This window comes from Rhodococcus sp. NPDC058521 (assembly GCF_042719695.1).
Lineage (GTDB): Bacteria > Actinomycetota > Actinomycetes > Mycobacteriales > Mycobacteriaceae > Rhodococcus_F.
On the sequence record NZ_JBHXNL010000008.1, the window covers coordinates 112,386 to 125,594 of the forward strand.

The 13,209-nt window shown below is 65.3% G+C and carries 13 protein-coding genes; 10 read left to right on the forward strand and 3 right to left on the reverse strand.

Annotated elements, in window-relative coordinates; all coding sequences use genetic code 11:
• The first annotated feature begins 351 nt into the window (after positions 1 to 351).
• Positions 352 to 1,614 (forward strand): ROK family protein, encoded by a 1,263-nt coding sequence (locus ACFWO3_RS14600; RefSeq protein WP_378578687.1) that lies wholly within the window; start codon positions 352 to 354, stop codon positions 1,612 to 1,614.
• A 6-nt stretch (positions 1,615 to 1,620) separates the two neighbouring features.
• Here ACFWO3_RS14600 and ACFWO3_RS14605 read toward each other — a convergent pair whose 3' ends face one another.
• Positions 1,621 to 2,016: a PaaI family thioesterase gene (locus tag ACFWO3_RS14605; RefSeq protein ID WP_378578690.1), complete on the reverse strand. Its 396-nt coding sequence runs from the start codon at positions 2,014 to 2,016 to the stop codon at positions 1,621 to 1,623.
• Between the two features lie 66 nt (positions 2,017 to 2,082).
• Here ACFWO3_RS14605 and ACFWO3_RS14610 point away from each other — a divergent pair, with 66 nt between their 5' ends.
• A complete protein-coding gene (locus tag ACFWO3_RS14610; protein ID WP_378578692.1) occupies positions 2,083 to 2,520 on the forward strand; it encodes a hypothetical protein in 438 nt (145 codons plus the stop codon).
• Here ACFWO3_RS14610 and ACFWO3_RS14615 read toward each other — a convergent pair.
• Positions 2,492 to 3,304: a class I SAM-dependent methyltransferase gene (locus ACFWO3_RS14615; protein ID WP_378578694.1), complete on the reverse strand. Its 813-nt coding sequence runs from the start codon at positions 3,302 to 3,304 to the stop codon at positions 2,492 to 2,494. The two genes, ACFWO3_RS14610 and ACFWO3_RS14615, sit on opposite strands and share 29 nt — an antisense overlap.
• A gap of 37 nt (positions 3,305 to 3,341) precedes the next feature.
• Positions 3,342 to 4,115, reverse strand: coding sequence for a PIG-L family deacetylase (locus ACFWO3_RS14620; RefSeq protein ID WP_378578696.1), 774 nt, complete (start codon positions 4,113 to 4,115; stop codon positions 3,342 to 3,344).
• A gap of 64 nt (positions 4,116 to 4,179) precedes the next feature.
• Between ACFWO3_RS14620 and ACFWO3_RS14625 the strand changes: the two genes are divergently transcribed.
• From ACFWO3_RS14625 to ACFWO3_RS14660, 8 genes are all read left to right on the forward strand, one after another.
• On the forward strand, positions 4,180 to 5,007 hold the full coding sequence (locus ACFWO3_RS14625) for an alpha/beta fold hydrolase (RefSeq protein ID WP_378578699.1): 828 nt from the start codon (positions 4,180 to 4,182) through the stop codon (positions 5,005 to 5,007).
• A gap of 42 nt (positions 5,008 to 5,049) precedes the next feature.
• Entirely contained in the window at positions 5,050 to 6,381 is a 1,332-nt protein-coding gene (gene mshA, locus ACFWO3_RS14630; protein ID WP_378578701.1) for a D-inositol-3-phosphate glycosyltransferase, read from the forward strand.
• Positions 6,378 to 6,872 (forward strand): YbjN domain-containing protein, encoded by a 495-nt coding sequence (locus tag ACFWO3_RS14635; RefSeq protein ID WP_378578704.1) that lies wholly within the window; start codon positions 6,378 to 6,380, stop codon positions 6,870 to 6,872. Before mshA ends, ACFWO3_RS14635 begins: the two co-directional genes overlap by 4 nt.
• 367 nt (positions 6,873 to 7,239) lie before the next feature.
• Complete coding sequence (locus tag ACFWO3_RS14640; RefSeq protein ID WP_378578706.1) at positions 7,240 to 8,826, forward strand: 4-coumarate--CoA ligase family protein; 1,587 nt, start codon at positions 7,240 to 7,242, stop codon at positions 8,824 to 8,826.
• Positions 8,827 to 8,875: 49 nt separating this feature from the next.
• Entirely contained in the window at positions 8,876 to 9,622 is a 747-nt protein-coding gene (locus tag ACFWO3_RS14645; RefSeq protein WP_378578709.1) for a phosphoglyceromutase, read from the forward strand.
• Between the two features lie 150 nt (positions 9,623 to 9,772).
• Positions 9,773 to 10,975 (forward strand): sensor histidine kinase, encoded by a 1,203-nt coding sequence (locus ACFWO3_RS14650; protein WP_378578711.1) that lies wholly within the window; start codon positions 9,773 to 9,775, stop codon positions 10,973 to 10,975.
• On the forward strand, positions 10,972 to 11,661 hold the full coding sequence (locus ACFWO3_RS14655; RefSeq protein ID WP_378578714.1) for a winged helix-turn-helix domain-containing protein: 690 nt from the start codon (positions 10,972 to 10,974) through the stop codon (positions 11,659 to 11,661). The genes ACFWO3_RS14650 and ACFWO3_RS14655 overlap by 4 nt, the downstream gene beginning before the upstream one ends.
• A 189-nt stretch (positions 11,662 to 11,850) precedes the next feature.
• Positions 11,851 to 13,164, forward strand: coding sequence for an NAD(P)/FAD-dependent oxidoreductase (locus ACFWO3_RS14660; RefSeq protein WP_378578716.1), 1,314 nt, complete (start codon positions 11,851 to 11,853; stop codon positions 13,162 to 13,164).
• Positions 13,165 to 13,209 lie beyond the last annotated feature (45 nt).

Sequence of the window (13,209 nt, forward strand, 5' to 3'; positions counted from 1 at the left end):
ACATCCACGAGACCATCGGAAACGGTTCGAACAGAAGGATTTCGGTCAGCCTGATCACAAGGCGTCCGGTGCGCCTGTAATTGGTGGCTGCGCGTGAAGCTGCTATTTTGAATCCATGTCCTCAGGCCGGTCGTCCGCTCCGCGGGTCACGTATGTGACTGCCGCGTTGGGTTCGCGACTGCCGTTGGCGCGGGAACTGTGTTGTTCCTGTCGCAGCATCTGTAGCTAGCAAACGCTGCCACGTATCGCCCGATTCTTCCTGCGCTCTGCAGGCGATTCGGTGACGTTGGCGCGATTTCTTCTCTCATGCAATCGGCATTGTTCGTGCCGCCTACCTGCAAGGACTGCTTCGTGTCTGTAACGACCCTTTCTCCCGCCCACCGACCTGTCGGGCGTCCCGCTGCGGTGCGTCCCCGCGTCGGCATCGTCGCCCCCGACCTCAGAATCGCGGAAGGCCCCGCCGCGGGCGTACTCCGGGTGGCTCGCTCGCGGGGACCAATCTCCCGGGACGTGGCTGCCAAGGCGACCGGACTGAGTATCGCGACCGTCAATCGGCAGGTGTCGGCGCTCCTCGACCTCGGTCTCCTGCGCGAGCGTGGAGATCTCACCGCTTCCGGTGCGATAGGACGCCCGCGGGTTCCGTTCGAGATCGACCACGAGCCGTATCTGACCGTCGGAATTCACATCGGCGCCGTCGTGACCAGCATCATCGCCAGTGACCTGCGCGGGAAGGTGCTGGGGGCCGTGGAGGTGCCCACTCCTCGCGGTCGGTCGGCGGATGCTCTTCAGGCCATCGCCCGCAGCGCTCGTGCTTTCGCTTCTCGGTGGCACCGGCGTCGCCCCCTGTGGGCGGGTGTCGCGCTCGGTGGCCGTGTCGACCCACAGTCCGGATTGGTCGATCACCCCCGTCTCGGGTGGGCTGACGCGCAGGTCGGCGCCATCATCGGTGCGGGTCTCGGGCTGCCGGTGTCCGTGGCAGCGCACGTGGAAGCGATGGCCGCTTCCGAACTGCTGCTCAGCCCCGACCGCCCCGACGCGGGCCCTGACAACGCGACGAGCCTCTACGTGTATGCCCGCGAAACCGCAGGTATCGCAATCACAATCGACGGACGGGTACACACCCCGTCCAACGGTCCGGGCTCAATCGCCCACCTACCCACCGGCTCGTCTGCGGTGTGCTCGTGCGGCTCGACCGGGTGCTTGGAAGCGACCGTGAGCGACCGCGCGTTGATCGACGCCGCGCTCGACGCGGGCATCGTCACCGACACCGACGAGCGTCCCGCCATGTCGGCGCTGTACAAGGCGGCAGCATCCGGCAGCGCTCCGGCACACGAGCTTCTCGTCGAACGTGGTCGAGTGCTCGGTCGAACCGTCGCCATGCTGCGCGACCTGTTCAACCCGGACCGAGTGATACTCGGGGGACAGGCATTCACCGAGTACCCGGCCGGTGTTCCGCACGTCGCGGAAGCATTTGCGAACACTTCGTCCTTGGAGCGCAAGGACATTCGAATAACCGGCTTCGGTAACCGGGTGCAGGAGTACGCCTCCACAGTGGTGTCCCTCAGTTCGCTGTACTCGGACCCGGCGGGCGCAATGCGGCGGGCCACCGCGTAGGGCGGGCTACTTCGGGGTCAGTACCGCCTGTGTCTGGGTGACCTGCGCGACGAGTTTGCTTGCGTCGTCGCGAAGTTCGGTGACGACCGAGACGGTGCTGCGTCCGGAATGCAGTGGGGTGGCGCGGGCGGTCAGGGCGCCTTCGCGTAGACCACGGGTGAACACGGTGCTCGAACTGACCGTCGACGTCGACGCACCTTCGGGCAGATTGAGGAAAGCGCACACCGCGCCCACGCTGTCCGCCAGCGTCATCACGGCGCCACCGTGCATCGCACCGTCCAGGGTGGTTCGATCCCGACTCCACTCGAGGTGACCCACCACCTCGTCGGGTGTTGCCGAATCCAATTCGACGCCGACCTGGACGGCGAACGGCATGGTCGCGAGAATCGCATCGAGGTCCATACTCGGATGCTAGCTGCGAGTTGCCGACGTGCGCCGGGTTGACGAACTACGTTGAGCGCATGAACGGTGAGCAATCGGCTGGCGGTCGTGGCCGTCGGGGGAATCGTGCTGGCCGTTCGCGGTCCCGCAGGCCATGCGCCGATGGCCGATCCGGCTGTGCGCCGCAAGTACTGGACGATCGTCGCGGTCGAGTTCGGACTCATCGCGGTCGGTGCGCTGATTCTCGGGGCAACAGGCGCAGCTGACTGGATTTCGGTGTGGGTGTGTGCGGTGGTGGGTGTTCACTTCGTGCCGCTTGCCGGTGTCTTCGGTGCCGAACCTCTGAAGGTAGTCGGCATCGTATTGGTGGTGGCCGCGGTGGCCCTGTTCCTCGGGCTCGCCACCTCGGTTCCGCCGGTCACCGTCACCGGAGCGGGCGCAGGCCTGGTGTTACTGGTGTCGGGTGCACTGGGCCTCGTGGCCGGTGGGGCGCACCTCATCCCGACTCGGATTCGAAGAGGTTGAGCTTGTAGGTGGTGATGGGCGGTGCCCACTCGAATGCCCGTAACAGGCAGCGGTATCGCCAGGGCCAGGTGCGCGCCACCGAAGGTTGAGGGTGTGCGAAGGTGCGCGACTCGCGCAGTCGAAGACCGAACTGCTCGAGAGTCGCAGGGTCTTTGCACGTCCATTGCATTCGCGTCGGCAGGGCCTTGAAAACCGGATTGCGATCCTGGGTGTTCATCATCGCCGGCCCTCCGGTGTCCAGCGCCAGGCCGGCACCCGGAAGGGTTTCCGCGAAGCGTCGCAGTACCGCGTGCACCTGCTCTGCAGGGAAGTACAGCAGAACTGCCTCGCTCAGCAGGAACATCGGCCCCGAACGCTCGCATATCTGTTGGTACCAGTCGGTGTCGAAGATCGACCCGGGGATCATCGTGTAGCGGTCCCGGTCGGTGAAGAACTTGCGACGCAACGACATCGTGTCCTCGACATCGAGGTCGAACCATCGCACGCGGCCGTTGTCCAGTCGATCGAAACGGGTGGACAGGCCACAGCCGAGGTCGGCGACCGTGCCGTCCGGGTGCTTTCCGAGGAACTCGCGCACGTATTCGTCGAAGATCGACGCTCGGAGAACGGATCCGCCCAACGACGGTCCGCGGAACTTCTCGAAGTCGTAATCGATCGCGTCCACGAGCTCGGCGGCTCGTTCGTCGCCGAGGATGCTGCGGGACTTTCGGGCGTCCAGCGCCCGCCCGTACAGCGGAATCATCAGTGTTTCCTGTACGTCACCCAACGACACCGTTTCACCCATGACGCCACAGTAGATTAGGTTTACCTAATTCGGTAGGTCACAGGGGGAGCGCGGTTTCGCTCAGGCCCGCGTCGCCACCGCGCCGACGGAACCACTCCTGGCCGAACATCGCCTGCAACTGCTCCTCCGGCATCTGCAGGAACGGTCCGAAGTCGCCGATCTGGGTGGCATGCGCGTGCATGGCCCGACGTTTCGCCGACATGGACTCCCGGACGTCCACGACCGTGGTGATCTGCGAATCCGGCAGCCCGAAATTGTCGAGATCGGGGGGAGTGGAATCCGGGGACCATTCGGGGTTGAGCGCCAAGAGTCGTTTGACGTGATCGCGGCTGACCGCTGCCTCGTAGACGTGCTCGACTCCCGCCAACTCGGCGGCCCGCACACCCACGTGATGCACCTGAACATGATCGGGATGGCCGTATCCGCCGTTGGGGTCATAGATCGTGACGACGTCCGCGGACTCCTCGGTCAGGACTCTCGCCAAATGCTGCGCGGCCTCGTCCACGTCGGCATTGCAGAACGCGTCGGGATTGCGATTGGCCGGGTCGCCCGCCATACCGGAGTCCGCGTAGTGCAACTGCACGAGCCGGTGAGCACCCAGTGCAGTCGTAGACGCCTCGAGTTCGCGCTTGCGGCGCGCAGCCAACGTCTCGCCCTCCGCCAACAGGCCGTCCGGGACCTCCCCGAGCGCGCCGTCGGTGGCGGTGACGACCACGACGCGGTGCCCGGCATCGGACGCTTGCCGCATCACCCCGCCCGTCGTGAACACCTCGTCGTCGGGATGGGCGTGGAAGCACACCAGCACACTCATCCCGCAATGCTGCCACGCCGAGCCGACCCAGTCGGGCGCCGGGGCCGGCGCCTATCGTGACGCCATGGCAATTCGTGAAACCGTCGGCATCGACGGAACCTCCATCGTCTACTTGGCCGACGGCGACACGGGTGCCCGCCCGCTCGTCCTCCTGCACGGCTGGGCGCAGTCGTCGAAGTGCTGGGGTGAGAAGGTGCTCGCCGATCTGGCCGGGCACTACCGGGTGATCGCGGTGGACCTGCGCGGGCACGGGTTCTCCGGTGCACCCGAAGATGGTTACGACAGTTCCGAGAACTGGGCGGGCGACGTGCGTGCCGTTCTCGCCGCCGAAGGAATCGAGAGCGGTGCGGTGCTGCTCGGTTGGTCGTATGGCGGCCTCGTCATCGCAGACTATCTCGACGCCCACGGCACGGGTGCCGTCGACGGCATCGTTCTGGTCGGCGCGATCACCAGCATCGGGCGGGGAGAGAAGGGCGGCAAGGTCGGACCGGCCATGCGTGCCGCAATCCCCGACGCGATGTCCGAAAATCCCAGAACCGCGATCAAGGCTCTCGGCGCATTCGGAACCGCACTCACCGGTCCCGTCGACGGCAAGGGTGCGCAGTCGCAGGCGTTGTTCGGCGCCAGTTTGTCCACGCCGCCGCGGGTACGTGCTGCTCTCTTCGACCGGGCGGTCGGCCACGACGACTTGCTGCGATCGCTCGACATCCCCGCACTCGTGCTGCACGGCGAAGAAGACACCGTCGTCGACGTTTCGGCCGGACGTCATGCTGCAGAATTGATACCGAAGTCCCGGACGTCCTTCTGGGAGGGCACCGACCACGGGCCGTTCGTCGCGGACCCGGACCGCTTCGTCGGGGACCTCTGCGGGTTCGTCGACAGCCTCGGTTGAGGTGCACTCGAAACGAAGGGGCAGTATGGAGTGGTGACACCCATGCACAACTCGCACCCGCGCAGGGTGGCCGTCCTCTCGGTCCACACGTCGCCCCTGGCGCAACCGGGTACCGGGGACGCAGGCGGTATGAACGTCTACGTTCTGCAGAGCGCCATCCAGATGGCCCAGCGTGGGGTGGAGGTCGAGATCTTCACCCGTGCCACCTCGTCGTCCGATGTTCCGGTGCAGCAGGCGGCCCCCGGCGTGCTGGTTCGCAACGTCGTCGCGGGCCCGTTCGAAGGCCTGGACAAGCACGATCTGCCGACGCAGCTGTGTGCGTTCGTGGCGGGGGTGCTGCGCGAGGAAGCACGGCACGAACCCGGCTACTACGACCTCGTGCACTCGCACTACTGGTTGTCCGGGCAGGTGGGCTGGCTCGCCCGCGACCGCTGGGGAGTGCCACTCGTGCACACTGCGCACACGCTGGCGGCCGTGAAGAACCGGTCTCTCGCCGAGGGCGACACCCCGGAGCCCGCGGCGCGGCAGATCGGTGAACAGCAGGTCGTGTCGGAGGCGGACCGGCTGGTCGCCAACACATCCGACGAGGCGGACCATCTCGTCCAGCTCTACGGCGCCGACCCCGGCCGGGTGGACGTCGTGGCACCCGGAGCGGACCTGACCCGATACCGGCCTGGCGACCGCGCCGCCGCCCGGGCGAAGCTCGGTCTCGACCCGCACGAAACCGTGGTGACGTTCGTCGGCCGCATCCAGCCACTGAAGGCACCCGATGTGCTGTTGCGAGCGGCCGCCGACCTCCTTGCCCGCAAGCCCGAGCTGCCGTTGCGGATCCTCGTGGTCGGTGGCCCGTCCGGAACTGGACTCGCCCGACCGGACGTGCTCATCGACCTCGCTGCGAGTCTCGGTATCTCCTCGCGGGTGACGTTCCTTCCGCCGCAGGCCCCGGAGCACCTTGCGGATGTGTACCGCGCCTCGGATCTCGTGGCGGTTCCGAGCTATTCGGAATCGTTCGGTCTGGTCGCCGTCGAGGCTCAGGCGTGTGGCACGCCGGTGCTCGCGGCGAACGTCGGTGGGCTCGGAGTGGCGGTGCAGGGAGGCACGACGGGATTGCTCGTGGACGGTCATCGCATCGACGACTGGTCTTCGGCACTCGGGTCGCTTGTGGAGAGGCCGGCGAGGCTCGCAGAGATGGCGCGGCAGGCACCGCTGCACGCTGCGAACTTCTCGTGGGAGCACACGGCGGACGGCCTCCTCGAGAGTTATCGCAAGGCCACGATCAACTACAACAACGGAAACCTGCCGGGCACCGAGTTCGGTCAGCGCCGGGGACGAGGGCGCTGGAAGCTGCGCAGGTCGACAGGAGTGCGTGCATGAGTGAGGTAAATGTTGACGTCGGAGCCACGATCGAGGCGGCCCTGAAGGAGCGTGAACTCGAGTTCACGCGAAAGGATTCGGCACATTTCGTCGTACAACTTCCCGGCGAGAACAAGCTCGAGACCACCACCCTGCTAACCGTCGGCAACCATGGTGTGCGAATCGAAGCATTCGTGTGCCGCAAGGCCGACGAGAACTTCGAGGGCGTCTACAAGTACCTGTTGCGCCGTAACCGTCGGCTGTACGGGGTGGCGTACACGATCGACAAGATCGGCGACATCTATCTCGTGGGCAGGATGTCGGAGCACTCGGTGACGGGTGACGAACTGGACAGGGTGCTCGGTCAGATCCTCGAGGCCGCCGACGGTGATTTCAACACCATCCTCGAACTGGGGTTCGCCGGCTCGATCAAGCGTGAATGGGAGTGGCGAGTCTCGCGCGGTGAATCCCTTGCGAACCTGAAGCCCTTCGAGCACCTGATCGAGGACTAGGTCGAATCAGTCGGAGACTCCGCAAGGTTCCACACCTGAGGTGTGACCCTGGTTGCAGTGTGGTGCATGCATTCGATCCACAGCGAACGTTGGGAGCGAAGAACGGGATCGCATCGGTCGAGAAGAATGCCGCAGAAACCGAGATCGTGGAAACCGACTGAACGTCCGAAGGTGATGCCCCGGTTGCTGCGCGACCGGGGCGCTTTCGTGTTTCCGTTCGGGTGGATCAGGGAGCGAGCTTCTGGTGAACGGCGTGAGTACCGGTAGAGTTTCGACATCTTGTGGTGGCAGTCACAGAGTAATGTACGTTACCTACTGTCACATACAAGTGTTCGCCGTTGCCGCCGCACCACCCAGGAGCAGCCCCGTGAGCTTCAAGAGTCCCTACCCGGACGTCGAGATCCCCAACCTGAGCGTCTACGAGTTCCTGTTCGGGAAGATCGAGGATTCCGATCTGGCCAAGATCGCTTTCGTCGACGGCGGTTCCGGAGCCGAGACCAGCTACCGCGCGCTGATCGCGCAGATCGACGGTGTGGCCGGCGCGCTCGCCGCGCGCGGGGTCGAGGTCGGTGACGTCGTGGCTCTGCACGCGCCCAACTCGCCGGCGTTCGGTTCCGTGTTCCACGGAATTCTGCGGGCAGGTGCCACGGCCACCACGATCAACGCGCTCTACACCGCAGAGGACATCGCCAAGCAGCTCACCGATTCGAAGGCCAAGTTCATCTTCACCGTCTCGCCGCTTCTGCAGCAGGCGAAGGATGCTGCGGCCAAGGTCGGCATCGCCACTGAGAACGTCGTGGTTCTCGACGGTGCCGAAGGCCGCCCCTCGTTGAAGGACCTCCTCGAACAGGGTGCTCCGGCGCCGGACGTGTCCATCGATCCCGCCACGCACCTTGGGGTGCTGCCGTACTCGTCCGGAACCACGGGACGCCCGAAGGGCGTCATGCTCACCCATCGGAACCTCGTTGCCAACGTGTGCCAGATCAACCCGCGCATGGGCATCACCTCGGACGACAACCTCCTTGCCGTGCTGCCGTTCTTCCACATCTACGGGATGACGGTGCTGCTCAACGCGGCACTGGCCAATCGGGCGACGCTGGTGACCATGCCGAAGTTCGATCTGGTCGAGTTCCTCGGCAACGTCGCCGAGAAGAAGTGCACGTACGTGTTCATCGCGCCGCCCGTGGCGGTGGCCCTCGCGAAGCACCCCCTCGTCGACCAGTACGACATGTCGAGCATTCACACCATCTTCTCCGGCGCGGCACCGCTCGACGCGGAGTTGGGTGGAGCCGTCGCACGCCGCCTCGATTGCCGTGTGCTGCAGGGCTACGGCATGAGCGAGATGAGCCCGGTCAGTCACGCCATTCCGTTCGGACGGGACGACATCGCTCTCGATTCGGTCGGCTTCACCATCGCCAACATGGAGTGCAAGCTGGTCGATCCTGCCACCGAGCAGGAGATCGAGATTCCCGCCGAAGGCGTCAGCGAACCGGGCGAGCTGTGGTGCAAGGGCCCGAACGTGATGGTCGGCTACCTCGGAAACGAGCAGGCCACCGCCGAGACCCTCAACTCGGACGGCTACCTGCGCACCGGTGACATCGCGGTCGTGGACGCCGGCGGTGTGGTCACGATCGTCGACCGACTCAAGGAACTCATCAAGTACAAGGGCTACCAGGTGCCGCCGGCCGAGCTCGAGGCTCTGCTGCTTACGCATCCCCAGATCGCCGACGCCGCAGTCATCGGAGTACGCGACGAGGACGGCGAAGAAGTGCCGAAGGCGTTCGTCGTGCGGCAGGAAGGTGCGGACCTGACCGAGGACGACATCATGGCCTTCGTGGCCGAGCGGGTGTCGCCGCACAAGAAGGTTCGCAAGGTGCAGTTCATCGATACCGTGCCGAAGTCCGCGGCAGGCAAGATTCTGCGAAAGGACCTGCGCGCGGGCGAGACCGCCTGACGTAGCAGTCGGTTCCCGAGGGTTCCGGTATTCGTGCCAGGATGAACGCATGAGTACCGGAACCCTTGTGCTGCTCCGCCACGGCGAGAGCGAATGGAATGCGTTGAATCTGTTCACCGGCTGGGTGGATGTCCACCTCACCGACAAGGGCGTCGCCGAGGGCAAGCGCGCCGGCGAACTGCTCGTCGAACACGAACTGCTGCCCGACGTCCTTTACACCTCGCTGCTGCGGCGTGCGATCAGCACCGCGAACATCGCGCTCGATGCCGCTGACCGCCACTGGATCCCGGTCGTCCGCGACTGGCGTCTCAACGAACGTCACTACGGCGCCCTGCAGGGCAAGAACAAGGCGCAGACCAAGGAGCAGTACGGCGAGGATCAGTTCATGCTGTGGCGTCGTAGCTACGACACCCCGCCGCCGCCCATCGAGGCCGGCAGCGACTACAGCCAGGACGCCGATCCGCGGTACGCGAACCTCGACGAGGTTCCGCTCACCGAGTGCCTCCTCGATGTTGTGAAGCGTCTCGTTCCGTACTGGGAAGAGACCATCTCGAAGGAACTCCTCGCGGGCAAGACCGTGCTGGTCGCCGCGCACGGCAATTCGTTGCGCGCGCTCGTCAAGCACCTCGACGGAATCTCCGACGAGGAGATCGCCGGTCTCAACATTCCCACTGGCATTCCGCTTCGCTACGACCTCGACGAGAACCTCGAGCCGCTGAACCCGGGTGGCACCTACCTCGATCCCGAGGCTGCCGCCGCCGGTGCGGCCGCCGTCGCCAACCAGGGCGGAAGGTAAGTTGCCCAGGCCGCCCGTGTCCTCTCGGCCGGGCGGCCCCGGCAAACACCAGGTGAACGAGCTTCCAACACTGCACTGCCCGAGTGTGACCTGTGCGGAAATAGGCCAACCCTGCTTAGTCCACGGGTTTCGTCTACGTACGATTCAAGCGTGAGTGTTGCTCAGGCAGTCCTGATCGCCGCCATGGTCGGCTTCGCGGCCTTCCTGGTCGGTGGGGTGCTGGTCCCTCGGATCGCCACCCGAAACGAACAGCGTCGCCAGGATCAGACCGGGCTCACGATGTCGCAGGTTCTCGACCTCATCATCCTCGCCTCGGAGAGCGGCATCGCGGTCGTCGACCAGCATCACGACGTGGTGCTCGCCAATCCTCGTGCCGAGCAGTTGGGGCTGGTACGTCATCGGTTGATCGAGGACCGTGCGTGGGTGGCCGCGCAGCGGGTCCTCGAGACCGGCAATCCGGAGGAACTGGACCTCACCAGCAAGACTCCGCAGCGGGGCCGCGAGAACATCGCCGTTCGCGTGACCGCGCGGCTGCTCAGCAAAGAGGACCGCAACTTCGTGGTGCTCTTTGCCGACGACGATTCCGAGCAGGTGCGGATGGAAGCCACGCGCCGCGACTTCGTCGCCAACGTCAGTCACGAGTTGAAAACTCCCGTCGGAGCGATGGGGTTGCTCGCGGAAGCCCTCATGGAATCGGCGGACGACCCCGAGTCGGTGCGCCACTTCGGCGAACGCCTGCAAAGCGAGTCGGTGCGACTGGGGCGCATGGTCACCGAACTGATCGCACTGTCGAGGTTGCAGGGTGCGGAGAAGTTGCCCGACCTCGACGTCGTGCAGGTCGACGATGTCGTCTCGGAGGCGCTGCTGCGCTGCCGCGTGACCGCGGAGGCGGCCGACATCACCATCACCACCGACCACCCCAGCGGATACGAGGTGCTCGGCGACCGCACGCTCCTCACCACCGCGCTGTCCAATCTGATCCAGAACGCCATCGCGTACTCGCCCAAGGGCTCGCCCGTGTCGATCAGCCGATCGATCCGCGACGGGGACGTGGCGATCGCCGTCACCGACCGCGGTGAGGGCATCGCCAAGGCGGACCAACAGCGGGTGTTCGAGAGATTCTTCCGCGTCGACAAAGCACGATCACGAGCAACCGGTGGCACCGGCCTCGGTCTCGCGATCGTCAAGCATGTCGCGGCAAACCACAACGGATCGATCGATCTGTGGAGTAAACCCGGAACGGGTTCGACGTTCACGCTGCGGATTCCCGCACACGTCGAGAAGGCAGGCACCGACACCCGCGGTGTCCGGGCCATCGGGAAGCGAGAAACTGGCATGGAGGCCAAACGATGACAAGTGTGCTGATCGTGGAGGACGAAGAATCGTTGGCCGACCCGCTGGCGTTTCTACTGCGCAAGGAAGGTTTCGAGGCGACGGTGGTCGGCGACGGACCGTCCGCACTTGCCGAGTTCGACCGTTCCGGCGCAGACATCGTCCTGCTCGACCTCATGCTGCCCGGCATGAGTGGAACGGACGTGTGCAAGCAGTTGCGCAGCCGATCCGGCGTGCCCGTGATCATGGTGACCGCGCGCGACAGTGAGATCGACAAGGTCGTCGGACTCGAACTCGGTGCGGACGACTACGTCACCAAGCCGTACTCGGCGCGTGAGCTGATCGCACGCATTCGCGCGGTCCTGCGGCGGGGGATGGATGCGGACCTCGACGGCGTCGGCGTCGACGGAATCCTCGAAGCCGGCCCGGTGCGGATGGACGTGGAACGCCATGTCGTACAGGTTGGAGGGGAGTCGGTCACGTTGCCGCTCAAGGAGTTCGACCTGCTCGAATACCTTCTGCGCAACTCCGGACGCGTGCTCACCCGCGGCCAGCTCATCGACCGGGTCTGGGGCGCGGACTACGTGGGAGACACCAAGACCCTCGACGTGCACGTCAAACGGTTGCGCTCCAAGATCGAATCCGATCCGGCCAAGCCGGAACACCTCGTCACAGTGCGCGGGTTGGGCTACAAGCTCGAAGCCTGAGGGGCTGCGCCCCGTGCGCGGCCGACGAGTGTCTGGATTCGTCGGCCGCGCACGTGTCTTCGTCTCCACCGAGGCCGGCTGTTTACAGAACGCCGATCGCGGTTACCCGGGGGCGGGAACGCCACCGATGGATGGGGACGTGACTCGAGTCGAATGCTCACCGGTAGGGAGAGCGGCAAGAGGAGAGCAATGACCACAGATTCTTTGAGCAATGCAGTGCGTGTCGTGATCGTCGGCGCTGGTTTCGCTGGATTCGAGGCGGCTGAGCAGATCACCCGCAAGGCCAAGAAGTCGAACACGAATGTGGCGGTCACGCTGGTGTCTGCCGACGACTTCATGCTGTACACACCGTTGCTACCCGAAGTGGCCGGTGGGCTGTTGGATCCGCGGTTCGTGGCGGTGCCGCTGAACCAGACCTTGCCGGGAGTGGATGTGATCGCCGGGCGGGTGGAATCGGTAGATCTCGACGGCAAGCAGGTCCAGTACGTCGGCCGAGGTGGCGAGACGGCGGTCGTGCCGTGGGACCGGCTGGTGCTCACACCTGGTTCGGTCACCCGGCTGTTCGATATCCCCGGGCTGCGGGAACACGCTCTCGGTCTCAAGTCCACGACCGAAGCCTTGTACCTGCGAGATCAGCTCCTCCGCGAACTCGAGCTCGCCTCCCAGACGGAAGACTCCGCTCTGGCCGAGCAGCACCGTACGGTCGTGATCGTCGGGGCGTCCTATGCAGGAACCGAACTGGTCTCCCAGATGCGTGCGCTGGCCGACGAGGTCGCCGAGAAGCGCCACTTCGATCCCTCGTCGGTGCGTTTCGTACTCCTCGATGTTGCGAAGCAAGTGATGCCGGAAGTGGGCGACAAGCTCAGCCACAAAGTGCTCGACGTGCTCCGGGAGCGAGGGATCGACGTGCGGCTGGAGACGAGCCTCGAGTCGGTATCGGCCGATCATGTCGTGCTCACCGACGGGACGAGGGTGCCGACGCGGACTGTGGTGTGGGCCGCCGGGGTCACGGCAAACCCCTTGATCGCCACGTTGGGATTGCCCACCGAGAAGGGGCGTCTGAAGGTGGGCACCGATCTTGCGGTCGATGGGCACCCTGATGTCTTCGCCGCCGGTGACGCCGCCGCGGTTCCCGATCTGACCGAACCCGGCTCGGTGACCCCGCCGACCGCGCAGCATGCGATTCGACAAGGAAAAGCCCTCGCCCGCAACGTGCTTGCCAGTGTCGGCACCGGAACCGCGAAACCGTACAAGCATTCCAACCTGGGTCTCGTTGTCGATCTCGGACCGGGGTTCGCGGTCGCGAACCCGGTGGGGGTGCATCTGTCCGGGTTGCCGGCGAAGGCCGTCACCCGCGGATACCACCTGTTCTCCCTGCCGCGCGGGGTGAACCGATGGGCGGTGGCGATGGGATACGTCACCGACGTCTTCGCCGACCGCTCACTCGTCTCCTTCGGCACCGTCACCGGCGACGAAGCCAAGTTCTACGCGCAGGGAAGGTAGGCGCGAAGAATGACAGACATTCAGAACGTCGCAGTTTTCGGGACC

Bases quoted from the DNA above. Each gene is read 5' to 3' on its own strand.
- ACFWO3_RS14605 (WP_378578690.1), bottom strand. From the start codon at position 2,016: ATGGACCTCGATGCGATTCTCGCGACCATGCCGTTCGCCGTCCAGGTC.
- ACFWO3_RS14615 (WP_378578694.1), bottom strand. From the start codon at position 3,304: ATGGGTGAAACGGTGTCGTTGGGTGACGTACAGGAAACACTGATGATT.
- ACFWO3_RS14620 (WP_378578696.1), bottom strand. From the start codon at position 4,115: ATGAGTGTGCTGGTGTGCTTCCACGCCCATCCCGACGACGAGGTGTTC.
- ACFWO3_RS14625 (WP_378578699.1), top strand. From the start codon at position 4,180: ATGGCAATTCGTGAAACCGTCGGCATCGACGGAACCTCCATCGTCTAC.
- mshA (WP_378578701.1), top strand. From the start codon at position 5,050: ATGCACAACTCGCACCCGCGCAGGGTGGCCGTCCTCTCGGTCCACACG.
- ACFWO3_RS14635 (WP_378578704.1), top strand. From the start codon at position 6,378: ATGAGTGAGGTAAATGTTGACGTCGGAGCCACGATCGAGGCGGCCCTG.
- ACFWO3_RS14645 (WP_378578709.1), top strand. From the start codon at position 8,876: ATGAGTACCGGAACCCTTGTGCTGCTCCGCCACGGCGAGAGCGAATGG.
- ACFWO3_RS14655 (WP_378578714.1), top strand. From the start codon at position 10,972: ATGACAAGTGTGCTGATCGTGGAGGACGAAGAATCGTTGGCCGACCCG.
- ACFWO3_RS14660 (WP_378578716.1), top strand. From the start codon at position 11,851: ATGACCACAGATTCTTTGAGCAATGCAGTGCGTGTCGTGATCGTCGGC.